This is a genomic window from Methanobrevibacter sp. (genome assembly GCF_015062935.1).
Classification (GTDB): domain Archaea; phylum Methanobacteriota; class Methanobacteria; order Methanobacteriales; family Methanobacteriaceae; genus Methanocatella.
This window is the reverse complement of sequence record NZ_SUTM01000012.1, coordinates 64,913-87,234: the sequence shown is the minus strand read 5'-3', so window position 1 is coordinate 87,234 and position 22,322 is coordinate 64,913. Positions and strand designations below refer to the sequence as shown.

General features: G+C 34.9%; 29 protein-coding genes and 1 pseudogene. 11 read left to right on the top strand and 19 right to left on the bottom strand.

The features are described 5' to 3' along the window. Positions 1-390: 390 nt before the first annotated feature. Entirely contained in the window at positions 391-759 is a 369-nt protein-coding gene (locus E7Z81_RS07350) for a hypothetical protein (RefSeq protein WP_292745860.1), read from the bottom strand. Positions 760-1,090: 331 nt separating this feature from the next. On the opposite strand from E7Z81_RS07350, the gene E7Z81_RS07345 reads away from it, so the two are divergent. Further along, positions 1,091-1,288, top strand: coding sequence for a hypothetical protein (locus E7Z81_RS07345; RefSeq protein ID WP_292745858.1), 198 nt, complete (start codon positions 1,091-1,093; stop codon positions 1,286-1,288). A gap of 31 nt (positions 1,289-1,319) precedes the next feature. On the opposite strand, the gene E7Z81_RS07340 is transcribed toward E7Z81_RS07345, so the two are convergent. The 4 genes from E7Z81_RS07340 to E7Z81_RS07325 form a co-directional block, all read right to left on the bottom strand. Further along, positions 1,320-1,835 carry a flavodoxin family protein gene (locus tag E7Z81_RS07340; RefSeq protein WP_292745857.1) on the bottom strand — a complete coding sequence of 172 codons (516 nt, stop codon included), beginning with the start codon at positions 1,833-1,835 and terminating at the stop codon, positions 1,320-1,322. Continuing rightward, positions 1,828-2,292 carry a flavodoxin gene (locus E7Z81_RS07335; RefSeq protein ID WP_292745855.1) on the bottom strand — a complete coding sequence of 155 codons (465 nt, stop codon included), beginning with the start codon at positions 2,290-2,292 and terminating at the stop codon, positions 1,828-1,830. Before E7Z81_RS07335 ends, E7Z81_RS07340 begins: the two co-directional genes overlap by 8 nt. Before the next feature lie 353 nt (positions 2,293-2,645). Then, positions 2,646-2,894: a hypothetical protein gene (locus tag E7Z81_RS07330; protein ID WP_292745854.1), complete on the bottom strand. Its 249-nt coding sequence runs from the start codon at positions 2,892-2,894 to the stop codon at positions 2,646-2,648. A gap of 139 nt (positions 2,895-3,033) precedes the next feature. Then, positions 3,034-3,354, bottom strand: coding sequence for a hypothetical protein (locus tag E7Z81_RS07325; RefSeq protein ID WP_292745853.1), 321 nt, complete (start codon positions 3,352-3,354; stop codon positions 3,034-3,036). A 404-nt stretch (positions 3,355-3,758) separates the two neighbouring features. Here E7Z81_RS07325 and E7Z81_RS07320 point away from each other — a divergent pair, with 404 nt between their 5' ends. From E7Z81_RS07320 to E7Z81_RS07295, 6 genes are read left to right on the top strand one after another with little or no spacing between them, the layout of a single operon-like run. Continuing rightward, positions 3,759-4,529 carry a uroporphyrinogen-III synthase gene (locus tag E7Z81_RS07320; protein ID WP_292745852.1) on the top strand — a complete coding sequence of 257 codons (771 nt, stop codon included), beginning with the start codon at positions 3,759-3,761 and terminating at the stop codon, positions 4,527-4,529. Further along, positions 4,522-5,625, top strand: a complete 1,104-nt coding sequence (locus E7Z81_RS07315) for a glycosyltransferase (RefSeq protein ID WP_292745850.1) — start codon at positions 4,522-4,524, stop codon at positions 5,623-5,625. The genes E7Z81_RS07320 and E7Z81_RS07315 overlap by 8 nt, the downstream gene beginning before the upstream one ends. 6 nt (positions 5,626-5,631) lie before the next feature. Next, complete coding sequence (gene glf, locus E7Z81_RS07310; RefSeq protein ID WP_292745847.1) at positions 5,632-6,726, top strand: UDP-galactopyranose mutase; 1,095 nt, start codon at positions 5,632-5,634, stop codon at positions 6,724-6,726. Positions 6,727-6,734: 8 nt separating this feature from the next. Continuing rightward, positions 6,735-7,004, top strand: a complete 270-nt coding sequence (locus E7Z81_RS07305; protein WP_292745845.1) for a signal recognition particle subunit SRP19/SEC65 family protein — start codon at positions 6,735-6,737, stop codon at positions 7,002-7,004. 5 nt (positions 7,005-7,009) lie between these two features. Next, positions 7,010-8,416: a single-stranded-DNA-specific exonuclease RecJ gene (gene recJ, locus E7Z81_RS07300; protein WP_292745843.1), complete on the top strand. Its 1,407-nt coding sequence runs from the start codon at positions 7,010-7,012 to the stop codon at positions 8,414-8,416. Positions 8,417-8,475: 59 nt separating this feature from the next. Continuing rightward, the gene (locus E7Z81_RS07295; protein WP_292745866.1) at positions 8,476-9,279 is read left to right on the top strand and encodes a winged helix-turn-helix transcriptional regulator; all 804 of its coding nucleotides are present in this window, start codon (positions 8,476-8,478) and stop codon (positions 9,277-9,279) included. Here the strand turns inward: E7Z81_RS07295 and E7Z81_RS07290 are convergent, their stop codons facing one another. Beyond that, on the bottom strand, positions 9,280-10,560 hold the full coding sequence (locus E7Z81_RS07290; RefSeq protein ID WP_292745840.1) for a DEAD/DEAH box helicase: 1,281 nt from the start codon (positions 10,558-10,560) through the stop codon (positions 9,280-9,282). A 23-nt stretch (positions 10,561-10,583) separates the two neighbouring features. Then, entirely contained in the window at positions 10,584-11,450 is an 867-nt protein-coding gene (locus E7Z81_RS07285; protein WP_292745839.1) for a radical SAM protein, read from the bottom strand. A gap of 86 nt (positions 11,451-11,536) precedes the next feature. On the opposite strand from E7Z81_RS07285, the gene E7Z81_RS07280 reads away from it, so the two are divergent. Together E7Z81_RS07280 and E7Z81_RS07275 are read left to right on the top strand one after the other, a co-directional pair. Next, a complete protein-coding gene (locus tag E7Z81_RS07280) occupies positions 11,537-12,229 on the top strand; it encodes a PD-(D/E)XK nuclease family protein (protein WP_292745837.1) in 693 nt (230 codons plus the stop codon). Between the two features lie 2 nt (positions 12,230-12,231). Then, complete coding sequence (locus tag E7Z81_RS07275; protein WP_292745835.1) at positions 12,232-12,699, top strand: thermonuclease family protein; 468 nt, start codon at positions 12,232-12,234, stop codon at positions 12,697-12,699. Here the strand turns inward: E7Z81_RS07275 and E7Z81_RS07270 are convergent, their stop codons facing one another. From E7Z81_RS07270 to E7Z81_RS07240, 7 genes are all read right to left on the bottom strand, one after another. Next, positions 12,700-13,338, bottom strand: a complete 639-nt coding sequence (locus E7Z81_RS07270; RefSeq protein ID WP_292745833.1) for a hypothetical protein — start codon at positions 13,336-13,338, stop codon at positions 12,700-12,702. 7 nt (positions 13,339-13,345) lie between these two features. After that, positions 13,346-13,747, bottom strand: a complete 402-nt coding sequence (locus tag E7Z81_RS07265) for an RDD family protein (RefSeq protein ID WP_292745831.1) — start codon at positions 13,745-13,747, stop codon at positions 13,346-13,348. 8 nt (positions 13,748-13,755) lie between these two features. Beyond that, the gene (gene hypE, locus E7Z81_RS07260; protein WP_292745830.1) at positions 13,756-14,775 is read right to left on the bottom strand and encodes a hydrogenase expression/formation protein HypE; all 1,020 of its coding nucleotides are present in this window, start codon (positions 14,773-14,775) and stop codon (positions 13,756-13,758) included. A 114-nt stretch (positions 14,776-14,889) separates the two neighbouring features. After that, complete coding sequence (locus E7Z81_RS07255; protein ID WP_292745829.1) at positions 14,890-15,264, bottom strand: 30S ribosomal protein S8e; 375 nt, start codon at positions 15,262-15,264, stop codon at positions 14,890-14,892. Between the two features lie 193 nt (positions 15,265-15,457). Continuing rightward, complete coding sequence (locus E7Z81_RS07250) at positions 15,458-15,694, bottom strand: hypothetical protein (RefSeq protein WP_292745828.1); 237 nt, start codon at positions 15,692-15,694, stop codon at positions 15,458-15,460. 9 nt (positions 15,695-15,703) lie between these two features. Then, positions 15,704-16,012: a hypothetical protein gene (locus E7Z81_RS07245; RefSeq protein ID WP_292745826.1), complete on the bottom strand. Its 309-nt coding sequence runs from the start codon at positions 16,010-16,012 to the stop codon at positions 15,704-15,706. 74 nt (positions 16,013-16,086) lie between these two features. Then, the gene (locus E7Z81_RS07240) at positions 16,087-16,434 is read right to left on the bottom strand and encodes a hypothetical protein (RefSeq protein ID WP_292745824.1); all 348 of its coding nucleotides are present in this window, start codon (positions 16,432-16,434) and stop codon (positions 16,087-16,089) included. Between the two features lie 191 nt (positions 16,435-16,625). On the opposite strand from E7Z81_RS07240, the gene E7Z81_RS07235 reads away from it, so the two are divergent. Then, positions 16,626-17,309: a DNA polymerase domain-containing protein gene (locus E7Z81_RS07235; RefSeq protein ID WP_292745822.1), complete on the top strand. Its 684-nt coding sequence runs from the start codon at positions 16,626-16,628 to the stop codon at positions 17,307-17,309. A 38-nt stretch (positions 17,310-17,347) separates the two neighbouring features. Further along, a complete protein-coding gene (locus tag E7Z81_RS07230; protein ID WP_292745820.1) occupies positions 17,348-18,040 on the top strand; it encodes a TIGR02253 family HAD-type hydrolase in 693 nt (230 codons plus the stop codon). Positions 18,041-18,062: 22 nt separating this feature from the next. Here E7Z81_RS07230 and E7Z81_RS07225 read toward each other — a convergent pair whose 3' ends face one another. The 5 genes and pseudogenes from E7Z81_RS07225 to E7Z81_RS07205 all read right to left on the bottom strand — a co-directional run bounded on the left by E7Z81_RS07225 (position 18,063) and on the right by E7Z81_RS07205 (position 22,322). Beyond that, positions 18,063-18,836 carry an exodeoxyribonuclease III gene (locus tag E7Z81_RS07225; protein WP_292745818.1) on the bottom strand — a complete coding sequence of 258 codons (774 nt, stop codon included), beginning with the start codon at positions 18,834-18,836 and terminating at the stop codon, positions 18,063-18,065. Continuing rightward, entirely contained in the window at positions 18,836-20,377 is a 1,542-nt protein-coding gene (locus tag E7Z81_RS07220) for a phenylalanine--tRNA ligase subunit alpha (protein WP_292745817.1), read from the bottom strand. Before E7Z81_RS07220 ends, E7Z81_RS07225 begins: the two co-directional genes overlap by 1 nt. A 114-nt stretch (positions 20,378-20,491) precedes the next feature. Then, positions 20,492-21,100: pseudogene (locus tag E7Z81_RS07215) on the bottom strand (flavodoxin family protein); the annotation flags it as partial. Positions 21,101-21,176: 76 nt separating this feature from the next. After that, positions 21,177-21,560, bottom strand: coding sequence for a putative zinc-binding protein (locus E7Z81_RS07210; protein WP_292745815.1), 384 nt, complete (start codon positions 21,558-21,560; stop codon positions 21,177-21,179). A 30-nt stretch (positions 21,561-21,590) separates the two neighbouring features. Next, positions 21,591-22,322, bottom strand: coding sequence for a flavodoxin family protein (locus E7Z81_RS07205; RefSeq protein ID WP_292745813.1), 732 nt, complete (start codon positions 22,320-22,322; stop codon positions 21,591-21,593).

Genomic DNA, 22,322 nt, shown 5'->3' with positions numbered 1-22,322 from the left:
AAATTCTTATGAAACTCTTCAATTTGTTCAGGTGAAGGTTTAAGTCTAACCTTAATACCCATTACTCGTTTATCCATCATATATCCACCACATTTTTGAATTAAAACTATAATGGTTCTTCAATTTTAACATACAAAAATTAAAAACTCACTAAATATTAAATTAACAACTTCCCCATATATAAAGAAATAGTAAGAGAGCAAATGAAAAGTAATAATTTTCCAATATTAATATTAAAATCAAAAAGTATAATGAATATAATAATCCCCCTAAATACCTTATAAAAAAAAGCTTATTTTAAAAAATAACTAATTATATAGACAATTAACAAAAGTACACCCAACTTTTCAATTCATCCCCAACTTGCAGAAATCGAGGTATTATCGAATTTTAAAGATAAATGGGAAACCTTGATTCAGGATTAATATTATAACATTTAGTTTTTTGCATCTCAATTGTACTTAATACATGCAATTCAATGTTTTTATGAGTGGCATTTTTCAGATAATCAAATAAAGCCGTGTAAAATCTAAATCTTTTCTTATCATATATGTCCACATATGTGCTTTGAAATTCAAGAATTACTATTTTATCTTCAAGCTCAAACACCAAATCCGGTTTGTACATTTTCGGATCTATTATTCCATATTCCGTTTGATGAATTTCAATTATTTTTCCACTGATATTTAGGATTTCCATGAACTCCTGACCATATTGTTGACCATCACTTTTGAAAATGACATCTTCATGAAACATCATAATAGTCACCTCCTTTAAATTAATAATTGCCCTTAAATTTATTATTAAAAGAATATAAATCTTTGATATTAATTTAAATCAATATTTATCATATTATATAAAAAAATTAACTATTAACAAAATTAATTTCAAAATAAAGGAATTGTAGATGGTTTAAAATATTGTGAAGAAATTCAATTTTTACTTCAGAATTGAAAATATTTTATATATTACAAATCAAAAGAGACAGATATCAAACAGTTCTAAAATAGTAGTTGGCGAGCTGAATACAATCAATGAAAAAATAGACTGAAACGTTATTGTCGATTCAATAAGTTCACTTAACTGGACCATGAAAAGCACAGAATTCAAAGGTGCTATAAATTCAACCGGAAATACTACCGTTAATGTTGGCGAAGGTTCAACCTGGACACTGACAGGTGACAGTACAGTTTCACCCCTAACCGTTACCGGAAACATTGAATACGGTGACTATTCAATAACCGTAAACGGACAGAAATACGACAGTTCAAATCCTTTTAAAGGTTAGGAAAGATTAATTCTTTCCTAAATTCTATTTTTTAACAGTTTTTACCTGCATCATATACTTTTTTAAGCACATCTCCCTGTGATTTGACATTACCGAAGACTTCAAATACCTCTTTGATAGTTGGATTTTTGGCAAATCCTATAAAGCTTTTAAGTCCGGTCAATGCATCGCCACTGGAACTTCCGGCTGCCATTATGATATAGAAATCCTTGTTTTCAAGGTGTCTGAATATAGGATAGCATCTGTCGAAAAACATCTTAAGGGTTCCGCACATCTCAAAGTAATACACAGGAGTCGCATAGACAATTACATCAGCAGCCATCATGCCCTCAAGAATTTCTGCAATGCCGTCATCCTGAAAACACTTCATCTCAGGAGTCTTGCATTTGTAGCAGGCCTTGCATGATGAAAATTCAATGTCTTCCAGGAAGTATTTTACAGCATCGTTTCCGCCGTCAATTGCTCCTTTTACAAACTCATCACATAATGTATCTGAATTCTGACCTTTTCTTGGAGATGAGCTTATTACGACTACTTTTTTACTCATTTTCAATCCATTCCTTTGCTTTTGAGACATTGCCCATGAATCTCATGCCTTTTGCAAAATCAAGTTCAGGATAAGTATTTTGAAGGTCGCTTACGCATTTGTCGATTCCGGATCCTCCGGATGTGCAGAATGCCTTGATGGTTTTTCCGTTCAAATCAACGCTTTCTATGAATGTGTTTATGATTGTAGGTGCGGTGTACCACCATACAGGAAAGCCTATTACTACAGTATCATAATCAGAAACATCACATGTTTCTTCTATTGGAGGTCTGAATGATTTGTCGTTCATCTCGATTGTTGATCTGGAATTTTTGTCCATGTAGTCCAAATCGGCAGAAGTGTATTTTTCAACCGGTTTAATTTCAAAAATATCATATCCGTTTTCGCCAGCAATTTTTTCGGCAACATTTCGGGTTACTCCGCTGGCTGAAAAGTAAGTTACTAATACATTGCTCATTTTATCACCTAATTTAAATTAGAATATCCTAATATATAATTGTTTACATTCGCAACAATTAGTCCTGAGAGCAATATTTTTTGAACTGATTATATTAAAGATAGGTTGAATTAAAATGAAATTATATCAAAAAAGATTGTGTTTAATCAATCGGATTTTACTTTAACATCACCAATATTGGAAATCTGATTTGATTAAATACTGGGATATATATGCACAGGTGAAATTTAAGTGAAAAATCAAAAATTAGAATGTTAAAGTGAAATCAACTTCTTTGAAAAAGACAATATTTCACGTTTAAAGAGATTTAACAAAGTTAAAGCAATTTTAAAATTTTTTAAAAAAAAAAATATTCAAACCAAACTACTAAAAATAGCATTGGCAAATTCATATGCCTTTTTTACATCATCATTAATAATTTTGACAATGTCATAATCAACATCTTTTCTTAATTCTTTGAAATTAAAAAAATCAGTTGAAAGATTATGCTGATTTAATCTTCTTAATGCAACGACAATAGCAAGATGAGAACTTGATTCATCAGTGTAGTCATCCAAACTATCATATTCCCCATGCACCAATATCCACTCTTTTGCATGCAAATAACTGGCAAAATATAACCTATTTATTACAGTTCTATTTATGCATTGAAGATCATATAATTCAGAGCGGAATTGATGATTATTAAGATAATCTGCTAAATCCAATAGATGTTCAGGCACAAATGCATGAACCATTGAATCACTCCAATTGAGTAAGAATAGTGCATGAATTATTGAAAATATACATTAAACCTTCCCTTTTAGAAAATTCAAGAGATTCATCACCAATAATGTGTGTAACTTTATGTATTTTCACAAATGACCAGTCATTTGGAGCCACAATATTGAATGTAGCCATAGAATCCCAATCATGTTTATTCTTTGGTTTAAAATATACTTCGCCCAAACCATGTTTTTTGCTTAATTCAGTTAAAAAATTTTCAAATTTTTCTAAATCGCAGTCATCGAAAGGCATATTAGGATTAAAAATATGTTCCCGATCCATTTTATAATTTAACATGAAAACACCATTTAATTATAATTCAACTACCTAATACTGGAATTAATATAATTCACGGCCAAATAATTATTTAATTTAAAAATATATAAATTTAACTAATTTAAAAATAAAAATAAGAACAATTTAATCAAATTACAACAATTTAACGAAATGACAACAATTTTACATTTTTGAAAAAATAACTTCCTACAAAAAAATTTACACAAGCACACATTAAAGTCAAATATGAATTTCATCCCAAACATTATAAACACAAAAAACTCAAAAATGCTAAAAAATCATGTTTTTCCAATCAGAACAGCTTGACGCATTAAACGCAATATAAAACATAATTTGAATTAACAAAGATTATAAACTAACAAAAACAAAATAATAATATTATAAATTAATGAAGGTAATATAAAATGTCAAAACCCGTTGTTGCAATAACTAGGCCAAAAGATAGGGCAAAAAAGGCTTCGGAAATTGTAGAAACGCTGGGCGGAACACCTGTTCTTGCACCTACACTTGACCTGCAGCCTGTTAACAGTGAATCATTGAAAAACCTTGTAGCAAGAAAAGACGAGCTGGACTGGATTATATTCACATCTCCAACCACAATCGTTTCTTTAAACAAGTTCTATCCTGATTTTATCAAAACTCTGGACTGCAAACTTGCAGTTATCGGAAACAAAACAGGAAAATTAGCTGAAAAAAATGGTCTGACCGTTGATTTGATGCCTGAAGACTTCACTGCCGAAGGCCTGATCGAAGAGTTTAAAAAACGTGGAATTACCGGAAAAACCATTGGAATTCCAAGAACAGCTTCTGCAAGACCAATTTTACCTGAAGAGCTTGAAAAACTTGGAAATGAAGTGATACTTGCTGAAGCATACAAGTCATTGTTCCCAATGGATGAAAAATCAGTGCAAGAGCTCATCTCCAAAATCGAAAACAAAGAGATTGATGCAATAACATTCACAAGCCCGCTGACCGTTGAAAACTTCTTTGAAATAGCTGAAGACAAGCATAAACTGGCAAGATTATTGAACGACAATCTGCTGACAGTTTCAATAGGCCCTATTACCGCAAAGGTTCTTGACAAATATGATGTTGCCTACATCCACCCGGACACATATACTGTTCCGGACATGATGGAATTATTATTTAAGACTTGGAGAGAAAACAATGGATGATAAAATAAGCATTATTTTACCAATTTTTAATGTTGGACCTCACCTGAAAGGAGGTATTGACTCTCTTATCAACCAGACAATTGGAAATGAAAATCTAGAAATAATCATGGTTAACGACTGCTCAACCGACGGATCAGATAAGATTATCGATGAATACGCTGAAAAATACGACTGCTGCGTTGCAATTCATCATGAAACCAACAGCGGAGGAGCTCACACCCCCCGAAATACTGGTATTGAAGCATCAACCGGAGATTACATAATGTTTCTGGATCCTGACGACAGATACGTCCCTGATGCCTGTGAAAGACTGTACAATGCAGTCAAAAAATATGATGTTGACTTGGCATTTGCACGTTTTAAAAGAATATTCGAATACGGAGGATACATTCAGGAATCATACTCACCATATGAAGCTGATTTGAAAAGCGCATATCCTGATGAAACCTTTGAAACTGCAAATTTCCTCGATGTTCCTGACTTCCTATGGGACAATGTAATAGAAAGAGTTCTCTACGGAAAAACATTGGAAGTGACCTATCCGAGAGACGGACCAATCGACACAATACATGTGGATAATATCGAACAGGAACCGGACCTGTTAAAGATACAGCCTTCAGTATGGTGTAAAATCTACAGAAGGGAACTTATCATGGACAAAAATTTGCGTTTCCAGAAGTATGTAACAGGAGACGACATGGCATTTACCCTTGAAGCGCTATTGAACGCCGAAGGAATCGTATACCTCAACAATTACTTCAGTTATGATTACTACATCAGAGACTTGCCGAATGACAAGTCCATTACCAATAACGTTAACGTTAGACTTCTCGATGAACTTATGGAAGCCTACATTTACTGCAGAAAGAAAACCGAAGGATTTTCAAAGGAAGTGCAGACAGTATCACTTAATCCTCATCTGCTGCACTGGATGCATACCTGGAAAACCTCACCGTTTACAAAAGAGGAAAATAGATTATTGCTTAAAAAGGTAAATAAACTTAAGAAAATTCATGACGGAGATTTTAAAACCAGAATGCTTATGTCTTCAATGACAACCGCAATCGAAACCGCAATACACACTGCAAAGGAGTAAGAAATTATGAGCGATTACAAATATGTTATAGTAGGAGCCGGACTGTCCGGTTTAACATTAGCAGAAAGAATAGCTAATGAACTAGATGAAGAAGTATTGATTATCGAAAAGCGTGACCACATCGGTGGAAACGTATATGACTTTTATGATGACGGACTTTTAATCCAGAAATACGGACCTCACATTTACCATACCAATGAGAAAAAGGTTCACGATTACCTGTCCCAGTTTACAGAATGGAACGACTACGTTCACAGAGTATTGAGCTATGTTGACGGAAAACTGGTGCCAATGCCAATCTGCATAGACACTTTAAATACATTATACGATTTGGATTTGGATGAAAATTCAATGAAAGACTGGATTGACGAGCACAAGGAAGACATCGATGAGGTAAAATCATCCGAAGACGTTGTTTTAAAAAATGCAGGCCGTGACATCTACGAAAAGCTGTTTAAAAACTACACTGAAAAACAGTGGGGAACATCCGCCGCCAATCTAAGCCCAACCGTAATTTCAAGAATACCTTTCAGATTCAATCATGACGACAGATACTTTGCAGACACATATCAGGGAATGCCTAAGGAAGGCTTTACAAAAATGTGCGAAAACATGATTAAATCCGACAAGATCCATGTCGGCCTTAAAGCTGATTATAAAGATTATATCGACAGAATCAACTATGAAACCCTGATTTACACAGGCCCTATCGATTACTTCTATGACTACAAATACGGAGAACTCCTATACAGATGCCTTAACTTCGTGTATGAAATCATTGATGAAGACTCATATCAGGACGTTGCAGTTGTAAATCACCCTAATGACCCTTACTTTACAAGAATTACCGAATTTAAAAAGTTAACCTGGCAGGAAGTTGAAGGAAAAACCGCCATCATGAAGGAATATCCTGGATTCAACGGTGAGAAATGCTATCCTTATCCTACCCAGGAGTATCTTGATAAATTCAAATTATATGAAGCAGAAATGGAAAAAGAGGAAAATGTCATCTTTACCGGAAGACTTGCAAAATACAAATATTACAATATGGACCTGGTCGTTAAAGATGCATTGGAAATCTTTGAAAACCAAATCAAATAGGTGATAATATGATAACCATCTGGCCACAATATCTAGATAAAAACCTATCCCTAAGCCAGGGCCGCAAAGTCTCCAAGGAGATAGCTGTCAAAGAGCCTAATTTAAATGAAATTGAAAGAGCATTGAAAAGGATGGGCCTTAAATACAGCATGCAGAAGGAATTTTCATATCCAGGAAAATGGTATGAGAAATCCGGAAGGGTTCTTGTTGAATGGGAAGGAACAAAACTGGAATTACTTAAAGAAGTTAGCTTAAAGATTAAAGAAATAAGAAACTGATTAACATGAAAATACCACAATTAATGCACGAACAATACGTCCAGGCACGTGAGATTATCGAAAATGCAGAAGACATTAAGGTTTATTCCCACATTGACTGTGACGGTATCTGTTCAGGTGCAATCTTATCAACCATACTAGACAGACAGAATAAGGAACACGAAATTGAATTTGTAAATTTGGATGTTCTGGACAATATTGAGCTTGACCATGAACTTACTATCTTTTCCGATTTGGGTTCAGGTCAGCACATAGACACCAACGCCAAAAAAGGCCAGAAAATTATTATTCTGGACCACCACCCTCCATTAAGGGACATTGACTACAAAGATGACAAGGACTACACTTTCCTTGAAATCAATCCCATGTATCATGGAATTGACGGGTCATATTATGTTTGCGGCGGAGGATTATGTTATTTTTTAGCAAAGGAATTCGGATATACTGATTTAAGCTGGATTGGAGTTCTATCAGCCATTGGAGATATGCAGAATACAAAAACAGGTCAGTTTGAAGGACTGAACCAGATAATTCAGCAGGACGCAATCGACGGAGGGTATCTGAAACTGACCAAAAGCGACATTAACATATACGGCAGAAATACCAGACCTCTATTCGTTGCGCTGTCTTATTTCAGCGACGTTAAACTTCCAATTACAAACAACACCACAGAAACCATGGCCATTCTGGAAGAGCTCGGAATTGATGAAAAGCACAACAGAAAAACACTCAATCAGCTGACTCAGGAAGAAAAAGGACGCCTTTTCCAATATCTGCTGAAAATGATTTCAAAAGCGGTTCCCGGAAAATACGTGAGATACATACCACAGCTGATTATCGGAGATTCATACACCTTCCTAAAAGAGGATGAACACAGCTTTTTAAGGGACGGATCTGAATTTTCAACTGCAATGAACGCATGCGGCAGAAACCATGAAGAAAAAATCGCCATGGAAGTTCTTAAAGGAGACCGTTTTGTTGCACTTGATGAACTTGAAGCAGTCAGCAAATCCCACAGATATAACCTCGCAACATCCATTGCAAAAATAGCTGAAGGCGATGAAACCAACATTATAGAAATGGAAAACCTTCAGTATTTTGACGGCGACGGAATCAAACCTGAAATTGTCGGAACAATAACCGGAATGATTTTAGGATACTGCAACTGGAAAAAGCCGATTATAGGATTCACACAAACTGATGACAAAGGCCTTAAAGTTTCACTTAGATGTTCAAGATTGCTTTCATATGACGGAATTCATTTTGGGAATATTATAAGAAATATCGCTTCGAAAGTTGGTGGAAGCGGAGGCGGACATGCAATGGCATGTGGTGCATACATCCCAATCGAGAAAAAAGATGAATTTCTCCAAGAGTTTAATGATGCATTGAATGGCAAATTATCAAATTAATTTATATATAATAAGTTTAAAAATATATATTAATCAAGTATAATTGAGGAATGAAAATGATGAAGGCTTTTAAAAAAAGAGGTGCACTTACCCATTTTCAAATTTTAAGTGAAATTTCAAAGCAAGATCCGCATCTCAAACAAAAAGATTTGGCTAATACTCTAGGAATTACCATTCAAGCAGTATCTGAAAATATCAAGACATTAATCGAACTTGGGTACATAACATCAAAAGATGGAAGGTCACCTTACAAAATAACACAAGCAGGTATCGATAAAGTTAAAAAAGATGCCATAAGTCTTAGAAAATATTCTGATTCCGTTTTAGAAACCATGAATCATTATAAAACCATTTGGCCTGCGATTGCTAGAGAAGAACTCAAAAAAGATGATATTGTTGGTCTTTTTATGGAAGATGGTGTTCTGTACGCTCATAAAAAAGAAGAAAATGCAACCGGTGTTGTATTGGACGATGCTGAAAAAGACATGGACGTATCACTAACCAATTTGACCGGAATTATCGATATGACCATTGGTGAAGTAACTGTCATTAATGTTCCTACAATAAAAGACGGAGGATCCAAATCATGCGATTTAGACCTTATTAAAAATGTCTATGATAAAGGAACAAACACTGGAAAACCTATTGATAAAGTTGCGGTTGCAGGAACTGTTTCCCGTGCAGTAGTTAAAAAATTAGGTTTACCAATTGATATTGAGTTTGCTGCACCACAGGCAACTGCAAATGCCGCACGTAAAGGCTTAAATGTTTTAGCAATTTGTGTCGGAGATATGAGCAAAGCGTTTACACGCGAGTTAGAAAACGAAAAAATAAAATTCAACATTATTGACGGCGGAAAATAATTATTTTTCCCTTAATTTTTTTAATAAAGCTGCAGCTATTTCTTCAGAAGTAATATCTGCAGATAAACTCTTTTTTATAAAATCCATATCATTTTTTAAATTATCAACTTTAATTGAATTTTTTACCTCATCCAAAATCCTATTAATTTTAATTTCTTCAAGTTCTGAATCAGAAGGAATGTCTTTTTCTACAATTTTACCTTTACTCTGCCTTTTAATAACATTAAAATTAGCTGAATCCTCTTTTGACACCAATGTTAAAGCAAAACCGCTGCTTCCAGCTCTTGCAGTTCTACCTATACGATGAATATGTGAATCATAATTTTGGGCAACGTCATAGTTGACAATGAAATCCAAGTTGGAAATGTCCAGACCACGGGCGGCAACGTCTGTTGCAACCAGAAATCTGACATTGCCGTTGCGGAATTTATTCATGACTCTGTCCCTTGTCTTTTGAGACATGTCCCCATGCAGGGCCTCTGATGAATATCCTTCTTTTTTCAGGTGCTTGAAAACAAAATCCACACCTTTTTTAGTATTGCAGAATATCAATGAGGATTTAATATCATAAGCTTCAATCAGTTTGGTTAAATCCTTAAACTTATATTTATGATTGGTTCTAAAGGCATGCTGAGTAATTTTTGGAATGTTTTCCTTTTTATTTGCGACTTTAATAAATTTTGGGTTATTCTGATAGTTTTTAGCAATTTTTCTGATTTCTGTCGGCATAGTTGCTGAAAAAAGCATAGTTTGCCTTTGGAGAGGTGTATTTTTAAGTATTGTTTGAATATCATCTCTAAAACCCATATCCAGCATTTCATCGGCTTCATCCAAAATCACGCTTTCAACACCAATCAAATCAAGATTGCCTCTCTGAATATGGTCAATTACACGGCCAGGAGTGCCGACAACAATATGAACTCCTTTTTTAAGAACTCTTGTCTGTTTTCCTATGGGCTGGCCTCCATAAACTGCCAAAACCTTAAGCTTTTTAATGTATTTGCCGACTTTTGCAATTTCGCCTGCAACCTGAAGGCACAGCTCCCTTGTCGGACACAGAACAATTGCCTGCGGAGACCTGTCGGGAATGAAAATTTTTTCAAGAACAGGAACTGCAAATGCTATGGTTTTACCTGAACCAGTTTGTGCCTGAGCAGTTATATCCCTGCCCTTTAATCCAAGAGGTATTGCCATTTCCTGAATAGGTGTGGTCTTTTCAAATCCCATCTCATCAATAGCTTTTTTTACCTCATCGCTAATGTCAAAATCATCAAAATTCATTATATTAATATTTTAAAAAATAGCTATTTAAAAGTTAATGTGGACTGATATGATTTTTGGGGAAAATCATGGAGATATTCAAAGATTTCATCGGCATTGTTTAAAATCCCTGCACCAGATGTTCGTTTTTGAAAGATATCCATAAGTTTGTGATTGTTGGGGCTTGGAATTGAATAGTTATTTCCGAATTTTTCAATGTATTTATCTTTAAGTCCGGGGAAACTCTCATCCAGTTTTGAGTAGAAATATTGACGGTTTCCTTCCCTCAGCGTCAAGCCCATTTCAAAGCACAGTATCCCCTTAACATTTGCATCAATGCAATAATCAATAATGCTTGTAATATTCTCTTGTGTGTCGTTAATGTAGGGCAGTATCGGGCACAGCCATACAACTGTTGGAATGCCCTCATCATTCAATTCATTTAAAACTTCAACACGTCTTGAAGTTTTACAGACATTGGGCTCCAGTATGGTGCACAAATCATCATCTGCAGTGGTGAGAGTCATCTGAACAACCGCTTTTGACTTTTCATTGATTTTTTTAAGCAAGTCCAAATCCCTAAGTATTAGGTCTGATTTGGTAATGCAGGTAAATCCGAATCCGTACTTGTATATTAGCTTCAAAGCGTTCCGGACATATTGCAGATGTTTTTCAAGAGGAATGTAGGGGTCTGTCATTGCACCTGTTCCAATCATGGAGGGTTTTCTTTTGATAAGTTCTTTTTTAAGCAGTTCCAATGAGTTCTGCTTGACTTCAATGTCTTCAAATTTGTGATTCATGCCGTAAACCTTGCTTCTGGAATCACAGTATATGCATCCGTGGGTGCAGCCTCTATAGAGATTCATTCCATTGTTGGCTGACAATATGCTTTTGGATTCAACGTAGTGCATGAAATTATTTTAGATTTAGCCAGTATTTAAAAAGATACCTAGTGCACATGAGAAGTAATAAGTAGATAGAAAAACAAAGTTAAATTATGGAACAAAAAAACATTAACGGATATGAAAAAAACTATGAAATTAAAGAACACCCTGACATCAAAGGTATTCAAATAATTGAAGGAAAAAACAATTTCCCGATTAGCTGGCTCAACAAACAGGGATATTGCGAATACCAGCTATATCTCGAATACATGAAAGGTATCGAAACACCTGCAACACCTGAAATGACACACGGCAGCGACATCCACCACCAGCTTGAAGACATATTCAAACAGGACGCAACACCTGCAACCTTTGAAGAGGCAGTTGAGGCATCCAAGGATAAGGCTTCAATGTCAAGGGAAGTTTTCGTCATTGCACCTGAATACGGAATAAGAGGTTACATTGACGAAATATGGATGAAACCTGATGAAATTGTAATAATTGATGACAAACCTGGTCGTACACCATACTTTTCAACAATGAATCAGGTAAGAGCATACTGCCTTGCATTCAAAAGCATGACCTGCGATGAAAGGAAAATGAAAGCTGCATTAAGGGAACGTGGAACCGAAAACCTCTTTTGGATTGAAATATTCACCCCTGAAGTTGAAAAGGAAATAAAATTCACACTTGAAAGAATGCAGGGACTGTTTGACGGAACAAGACCATTTGTACCAACCAAAAATGCAAACAAATGCAGATCATGCAGATACAAACGTTATTGTGAACACTACAAACAGGAATAGTCATGAACAGACAGAAAATTTCCCTAATATTACTAATCATATTCGCAATTATAATAGCGCTTACATTAGCTAACGGCCTTTTAGGCGAAACAGACACTATCGAAAACAAAAAAGGAACATTGACAATAGCCAACAAAACAGTTAACTATGACAATGCCGGCAAATGCGTTGAAGTCATCGACGGCAATACAATACAGGTTTATGGTGTCGGAAAAGTTCAGCTGACACAGGTAAAGACACCTAAAGAAACAGAATCCGGATACAGTGCCGCCAAAAAATTTGTTGAAGAAAAGTGTCTTGGAAAAACTGTATATCTCGACATTGACGACAAGCAAAAAGAGGACAAATACGGACGCATACTGGCAATAGTTTACACTAACACAACAGACATCAACAAAGAAATAATAGACTCCAATCTAGCAAACATATCCTATTTCGAGCCAAGTGAGTTTAAAAAGGGTGAAATATAATTAAATTACCCTATTTAAACCTAAATAAATTTTATTTTTCTTATAAACTTTATCTAAAATCGCATTCCATTCTTCAACAGTTATTCTGCCCTTGTTTGGAATCAGATTATCTAGAGATGATTCATTTAAGTTTAAAATATCCGCCAGAACATATGATAATGCCCTGCCTGTCAATGACAAGTCATAGGGATCATAACCGGTCACTGCCAAAACCCAAACATTATCCTTGGAAGAGCTGTTGTATTCCTTTCTTAATGCTTCAAACCAGCTGGCTATTTTTGTATCGCTGCTTCCAAGATTGGAACCTATTGAAATATAGTAATCTTCACCTGAAAAGTCAATGTTATTGCATGCAGTTGCAATTTTTTCTTTTAGTTCAGGTGAATCCAAATCCAGTTCAAATTCATTATTGGTGATAGTTTCGGATAAATACTTTTCAATTTCTTTAATATTTTTAAAATATCCAATAGGTTCAAGTCTGTCAGGGTCCCTATCACATAAATCATATATTAAATCCTCATCAACATCACAGATTTCATAACCGTCAAGCTTATGGGATTTATATTCCTTAAAGTCTATACAATAATTTTCCAAATCTTCCTTGTTTAAATACCAAAGAACTTGAACCTTTTTAATCATAATACTCTTAATTCACTGTATTGACAACAACAGTACGTGTCACATTTCCAAATAATCTGTCAGTATTCATAATCCTGCCTATTAACCAGTCAAAAATGATTGGAACCCAATAGATTTTAGTTAAATTGCGCACAATAGCCTGAGGCCAGTTTATGTAGGAACCATTTTTAGACCTTACTTCTAAAAACATCAATGCTTTACCGATTGATGCTCCTTTAGCCTTTTCACAAACAACAAAATAAACAAAACCTAATATAGGGGCAAGATATGGTAAGTAAGCATAAACAGAACCAACATCAATAGGACTGAATATTATTGATAGGAAATAGGATAAAATCCACATTACTGCTGAAACTACAAAAAAGTCAATAATATATGCAACTATTCTTCTAGAAAATACACTTGCCATTTTTTCACCTAACAAACTCTAGGTACCGGGTCAGCAATAGGTGCTTCGAGAATTCTTTCACCACCGATAGGAGTATTTACAACCACGTAATCTCCTTCAACTACTTCCCCAATAATTGCTGCATTTTCACCATACTTTTCGCCTTTGATAGCTTCAAGGATTTCTTCAGCTTTGTCGGCTTTGACACCCATGACCACTTTTCCTTCATTAGCTACTTCAAATGGATCAATGCCCAACATTTCAGATACAGCATGAACCTCTTCTTTAATAGGAATTGCTTCTTGCTCTAAAACGACACCAACACCAGCTTTTGAAGCCATTTCGTTTATTGCATTAGCAAAACCTCCACGGGTTGGGTCTTTCATTGCTGTAACTCCCCCAATGTCTAATGCTTTCTTGATAATATTCCACATCGGAGCAACATCAGATTTTAAATCAGTTTCAAAACCGAAACCTTCCCTGAATGACATTAAACTCATTCCGTGGTCACCCAAACTACCTGTGACGATGATTTTATCACCGACTTGCAAGGTTGAGTCACGCACTACTTCGCCTTTTTTGGCGATTCCAATTCCTGTAGTTACCATAACTATTCCATCAAGCTTGTCCTGAGGCATTACTTTGGTATCTCCAGTAATCACTGCAACATCAACCTCTTCACAGGTTTCATTTAGTGACTTTATGATTCTGTCCAAGTCATCTATAGGAAAGCCTTCCTGCATAATGATTGCATTAGAAATAGCTAATGGACGTGCTCCCATTACAGAAACGTCATTGATTGTTCCTGCTGCAGAAATTCTTCCAATATCCCCTCCAGGGAAAAACAAAGGATCGATTGTATGACCGTCAGTTGTCATTACAATTTCCCAATCCCCTAAAGGTATTGAAGCTCCATCGTCCAAGGCATCTAAACTAATACCGCCATTTACACTTTTTTTTGTGATATTGTCCAAAACTGTACTGGCTATTAAATTTGCCATTACCTCTCCGCCAGCACCGTGATTCATACTAATTTTATCATCTGACATTATATCTACCAATATTAATTATCATTATAGTAATATATTAAAACAAGTATTTAATTATTAGTAAAATTGAAAAAAAATATAAAAAAAGAGAGTTTAAATATATGAAAAATATATTTAAATTAAAATTCCGTTAATAACACCGTCTTGACCAGGTCTGGATGTTACTTTAGCATTACCTTCAGGAGTTTCTACGATAGCACCTTTGGTAATGATGTTCCTTCTTACGTAGTTAGGGTTTGCGGTGTTTTCGATTACACCGAGAATATCTACAACTTGGGTTTTTCCGTTTGCGTCTGTAACGTTGATTTTGTTACCGGTAGCTAATCTGAGTTTTTCGTTTCCGCCACGGGTTCTGATTTTTCTTAATTTCTTTTCATCTAACCTAGTTTCAGCTGGGTCTCTTCCTAATTCTGATTTCCTTTTTCCACGGTTAGCAACGTTTCTTGCACCGGATGGACTTCTTGTTGATTTTCCTTGAGAAATTGCCATTATTTCACCTAATAAATATAATTTAATAATATAATAATCGCAGTCTTCAATCCTCTTTTCAATTAAAACTATCTGCAAGATAATAATAGTCTAATTTTTGAGAGCAAAAAAGAGGCTTAAAGAATAATGATAATTAAATATTACTTTATCATTATATATAAATGTTTTATTTTTAAGGGAAAAATAGTAAAAATCAGGATTTGTGATTTAAAATAAAATCATCCAATAACTTGTCAAAATCTTCTTCGGAAATGTTTTCATCTGAAGCTGCTTTCAATATTTTCTGGATTTCCTCTTCTGGAACATCATCTCCAAGATAATCCAGCAGCAATTCCCTTAAATCCTCATCATCAATGTAAGGTTCAGCATTTTCAGACATTATATGAGAGTTTTCTTCATCATCATAAACATAATAAGGAATTTCATCCACTTGACTCACCTAATCCAAATCAGGGAATTCATAATAAACTATTTCATAGGGATCATCATCGAAATACCATTCATTCGGCTCATCGATTACATCATCATCACCGTCGAACAATGGAACTTCTTCATCATCATCCAATACGAGAGTTTCCCCGTCTTTGCCTTCAACCTGAATAACAATATTAACATCTTCACCTAATGACTCAACATCAATTCCCAGCTCATCCAGGTCTATTTCCAATTCACCGTCTTCAATAGCTTCCTGAGGTACAACAATAACAATTTCATCAGCTGAGCCAATATCGATTTTTTCATTATCCATATTATCACTTAATTAAACTATTTTGTTTCAAATTATATTTAAAGTTAACAAAAAAAATTAAAAAAGATGTAATATCAGATATTACAATCTATTAAAAAGTTTAAATTCGGAATTCCGAAACTGTTTTTGCATCGGGTTGAAAAAACAAGCAAATCCTCAATGCACATCCTAAATGTCAAATTGGCATCATCACATTTTATGCCTATTTTAACATCTGCACTTTCCAGATCGGTTTTTGAAATATCCAATACTTCAGAAGCATTGGAGATGAAAACTGATGTTGGCAGATTGGAATTGTTTAGACCTAAAAAAATTCCATCGGTTATTCCATAATCTACTACATATCCATTTTTACCGTCGATTTTTCCGACAAAGGTATCATTTACTTCGTCATAACTTGAAATCAATCTTTCTTTTTTCATGTTATCAACTCCATACTACACTATATGTAATTTAGAATATATAAAAAGTCCAAGAGCATTTGAAAAGTAATATCTGATGTTTTTAACCTAAATAAATTGATATCAAGGCAATAATAATGTTGCGGTTATGTGAAATTGTTCTACAAAAGAATATTAACACCCTCAGCTAAATTATAAATTAGGTGTAAAAATTGGTCAGTGAAAGCCCAGAACAGTTAGCTCTTGAAGCAGAAATAAAAGCGCAAGCTCAGAAATTTTTAACTTACCTCAATTCAACCCTTCCGGAAAGCATGGAATTGGAATATGAAGGGTTTTACAGAAGAGGATTTTTTGTAAGTAAAAAAAGATATGCCGTTATTGAAGACGGAGAGATTATAGCTAAAGGACTTGAATTGGTTAGAAGGGACTGGGCACCAATCGTCAAAAACACCCAGGAAGAAATCCTGATGGCCATATTGAAGGAAGGGGATTCCGATAAAGCAATTAAAGCCGTTAAAAAAGTTCTCAAAAGAATTAAAAAAGGTGAAGTTGACAATAAGGAACTCATCATCCACACCCAAATAACCAAACCGTTAGACCAGTACAAACAGGTCGGTCCCCATGTTGTTGCTGCAAGGAAAATCGAAGAGCATGGAATTAAAGTGACAAGAGGAACCATCATCCAATATATAATCGTCAAAGGAAAAGGATCAATCAGTCAGCGTGCAGTCCCATACGAATACAGCGAAGGATATACATATGACAAGGATTACTATATCAACAATCAGCTCATTCCGGCAGTTGAAAGAATAATGTATGCTTTCGGATATACAAAAAAAGACCTTGAGGACATGGCTCGCGGTGAAGTCCAGCAAAGTTTAGATGCATTCTTCTAAAAAAATTTAAATATTTCTAAAATAATAATTACATTTATATGAGGAACGATGATGACCGTGTGGTTTTCTTTGATATAGATGGTACATTATTAGACACAACTGATTTTGCCGAAACTGCAAGAAAAGCAGCAATCGGATTAATGGTTGATAATGGACTGCCATTAGATAAAGATGAAGCATACGGAGTTTTAAAAACTATTATCCGTGAGAAAGGATCCAATTATGGAAAACACTTCAACATGTTGACCCAGGTTGTTTTAGGCCATGAGGATCCTATGTTAGTTGCACTTGGAATGACAACATACCACAACGTTAAAATGGCACTGCTTAGGCCATTTTCAGAAACCATTAATACATTAATATATTTAAAAAGCCAAGGATACCGTTTAGCAGTCATTTCAAATGGTATTACCATAAAACAATGGGAAAAACTAGTCAGGCTTAACATTTACTCATTTTTCGATGAAGTAATAACTTCCGAGGAAGTCGGAAAAGAAAAACCGAACAAACTGATTTTTGATGTTGCCCTTAGAAAAATGCATGGAAATCCTGAAAAATCAGTGATGATTGGAAATAAATTCAAAGCAGATGCATTAGGTGCTGTAAATGCAGGATTAAGTGCTATCCTTGTTAATTCCGATGTTACAGAAGAAGACCGTGAATATATAAAACAAGAAAAATTAGATATAACAATTATTGACGATATTGGTGATGTTAATACAATATTATAATCACCAAAAATCAACTATTTTTTTAAAAATCAAGTTCCAAAGTTACAGGACAGTGATCAGAACCGTAAATATCTGCTAGAATTTCAGCAGATTTTACATTATCTTTAATTTCTTCATTGACATAGAAATAATCCAGTCTCCAACCGGCATTTCTCTCACGTGCACGTGTCCTATAACTCCACCAGGTAAAGTTGTTTTCGCCTTCATCAAACATTCTGAATGTATCTACAAAACCTGCATCCTCCAGCTGGTCGAGCCATGCACGTTCTTCAGGCAAATACCCTGATTTTCCTTCACAATTTTTAGGATTGTAAACATCAATAGGATTATGTGCAATATTGTAATCCCCAGTGATGACAAGGTTTTTACCTTCTTTTTTAAGTTCAACCAACTGATCCAGCAAAGCATTGCAGAAATCAACTTTAAAATCAAGGCGTTTACCGTTCATTCCACTGTTAGGGAAGTAAATATTAAATAATATAAAGTCAGGATATTCTATTTTTAAAACCCTTCCTTCACTGTCAAGTTCTTCTACGCCCAATCCTCTGGTAACGCTGACAGGTTCCATTTTGGAGAATGTTGAAACTCCACTGTACCCTTTCTTTTCAGCTTCATTGTGATGCTGGTGAAATCCTTCAATATCAGCTAATTTCTCCGGAATTTTATCCTGAGTTGCCCTAACCTCCTGAAAGTTAATAATGTCAGCATCAGTATTTTCAAACCAGTCCCAAAATTCATCTTTTTTTGAAACGGCCCTAATACCATTTACATTCCAGGAAATCAGCTTAATTGACATTATAACCTGACCCCTTTATCGAGAGGCACTTCACGAAGCCAGTTAATGTCACTTTTATAGAGCATACGGATATCTTCCACATCATATCTAATCATTGCTAATCTTTCAATACCCATACCAAAAGCTAATGCAGGCTGATTGATGCCCAATGGTTTTAATACTTCCGGCCTGAACATTCCTGCACCTCCAAGCTCAATCCAGCTTCCTTTTTCTTCAAGATAGATTTCACTTTCAGTTGACAGATATGTATAAGGGAAATAAGCCGGCCTGAATCTTACTTCAAAACCTAATTTTTTATAAAATTCTTTTAAAATTCCTAAAAGATTTTGATAGCTAATGCCTTCACCGCATACAAGTCCTTCAACTTGATGGAACTCAGGCAAATGCTTATAATCGAAAGTCTCTCTTCTGAATACCCTTCCAACAGAAAACATTTTGATTGGAGGTTCGTGTTCAAACAAGTGTTTTGTAGAAATTCCGGTTGTGTGAGTTCTTAAAACACTTTGACGAGCAATGTCCTCACTCCAGTCATATTGCCAGCCTATAGAGCCAGTGTCTGCACCGGTTTCATGGGTTTCGGCTGTAAGTTTTACCAGATCATCATCAGGCAAATCGCAGGTTAGTGGATTTTTAAGATAAAATGTGTCCTGCATTTCACGGGCCGCATGATCCTGAGGCTGGAAAAGTGAATCAAAGTTCCAGAATGCTGATTCAACATATTCTCCCTTGTCTTCTAAAAATCCCATGTCCAGGAAAATTTCCCTGATTTCATCAATGATGACTCTTAACGGGTGTTTTTTTCCTGCAAAGATGACAGGAGCTTCTGCATTAATATCATAAGGACGGTATTCCAAATCCTTCCATTGTCCTTCTTTTAATTGTTGGTGTGTTAATTGAGTAGCTTGTTCTTTAATTGTGAAACCTTCTTTTAAGATAGCTTCACCTTTTGGTAAAAGTTTAAAAGAGTGTGAGGTCTCTTTTTTAATATTTAAAATGTTTTTTCTACCTGTTAATTTTTTAAAACCTTCTTTTAAATCATCAGTTAAAAGTTTAACTCCATCAGCATTTGCCTTAAGGTACTCCAGTACCTCTTCATCAACACTGGCCTTATCTGCAAATTCTTTACCGATATCAGTAATGTTGAGTACTCCTTTATCAATCTGAGCCCAGTTTTTCTGGCGCAGCCATCCAAGAGCAATTCCTGTTTCTTTTTTATCAATGCCCGCTTCATCAGCCAAATCTTTCATTGCGATTTGTTTTTTAACAGCAAGGGCATTTAATATTTTACGTTCAGGAAGACCCTGTTTAGCGTACTTTTCCCCGTCTTTGGTTAATGAATATATTTTTTCAACATCCTTGCGCATTTCAATAATGTCTTTGGATGCAAGGGAACCTGCTGCACTCATGACGGATTTAATATCCATACCAGTATTTAAAGCAATTTTCTGTGGAGTAATTCCTGGATTTTCTCCTAATTCTTTTAAAAGTTTCTTTTCGTAAATATGTAATTCACTAATGGTTTTTTTAATATCCTCACTCATTTAAACACCATAATTTATAAATTGATAATATAATAATATATGTTTAAAATGATTTATAAAGATAGTGCTAAAACTAAAAAAAAGTTAAAAAAAATATTGAAAAGAAAAAAATAGTTATTCCATTGATAATCTTTGACCTAACTCATAAGCCTTTTTGCAGTCTTTCGGAAATTGATTCTGTTTGCTCTGTTCTTTTAAGTCCGGGTCAAACATGTTGTTCAAGTATGGAGAATATTGCTTGAACTGCTTGGTATCGTAAGCATACAACGCTTCACACTCACCGAAAATGTTTGTCAGATATCCTCTCATGATTGCCAACTGGTCGTCACCGTTAAAGTAATCCATCTCTTTTGGAACATTCATGGTATAAATCATAGCTGTTTTAACTTCCTTTTTGATTTTGGAGATTCTGTTTCCATCTTCATCAAGCAAATATGTATCTGCAGCAAAAAGCAACCTTTCCAGAAATGCCTGTGCATATGAAGTAATAGAACCGTAATATATTAGAGAACCTATAACAATTGCATCCGCTTTAAGGCAGGTTTTAAGAATTTCTTTTAAGTCATCTCTCCAAAAGCACAATGGGTTTTCCTTGTTCTTTTTTAAATGGCATGCAAAGCAGCTCATACATCCCTTAAAATCATAGCTATATAAATTAATGTATTCAACATCGGCACCATTGTCCATGGCACCTTCAACTACATTTTTGCATAATTCTGCATATTTCCTCTTTTTCTGGGACTTGCATTAATAACCTACATTCATATTGTAATATATATCATTCATGATAATTAAAATATCACATTAACTTTTCAATCGTTTTATTTAATTTATCATTGATTATTTTTACACATTGTTCTGCTTCTGCATCCAATCTGAAAGAGTCTTTTGCAGTTACGTCATAGCCACTCAAAACTTCATCAACAGCAATTGTGTCAGCTACATCAATTCCTTTATTTTTCAAAATCTTATTTACACATCCGTTTGGACATCCGTTTACGGCAACAATCGGAAATTTTTTAAGCATTTCATCATTTTTGCCTTCAATATCCGCAGATGTTGATCCCATACAAATGGATATTACATTCTCATTTTCACTTTTGCAGTCCCCTACGGCTACACGTGAAACAAGTCCGTTTGCACTCATTCCGTTGCAGGGCGCCAAAGCAATTTTTTCAGCCATGAATTATACTCCCCTTTTAAATTCTTATAATCATTTTATGAACTTACTTAATATAAAAAACATCAGTTTTGAAAATCCCTTTTTTATGAAATTCAATTTAACATCAGGTGAAAAATCCTCATTAATCAAACCAGTTTCATTCCAATATTCTGCATCTGGCTTGATAGGCTCGTCCATATTAGCCATAGCTTTCCATACATCGAAAAACAAAATATCTCCAAATTTAGGAGAATGCAGTTTATTTGACTTTAAATCCTTGAAGAATTTTTTAGACACTTTATCTATTGGTTCGGTTTCCAGATGTTCCTTTCCTCCGCATGCCATTGCAATTTTATATACTTTATTTACTCCCCAATGCCTTAATGTTTCATCAATGTAATTGGCTACCTTTTTATGGCCTGCCCCTGCAGTTGTAACAACGACTATGGCTTTTTTTGTGAAAAACTGAGGTCTGTGGAACAGGTAAGCCGTATGGTCAAAGAAGTTTTTAAGAAGTGCTGTGACATTCATCGCATATACCGGTGATCCTATGATGATTCCGTCACAATCGTTTATCTTTTCAACTATGGGATTAATCTGACTGAAGTGAGGGCAGTATTTCTCACCTTTAACAATGCAGTTATAGCAGCCTACGCATAATGGAATTTTTTCCTTTTGCAGATAGATTTCTTCAAATTCACCTTCCAGATTTGTTTTAATCTGTTTTATTACTGCACATGTATTTTTCCTTCTTGGAGATCCGTTGATTATTACATATTTCAT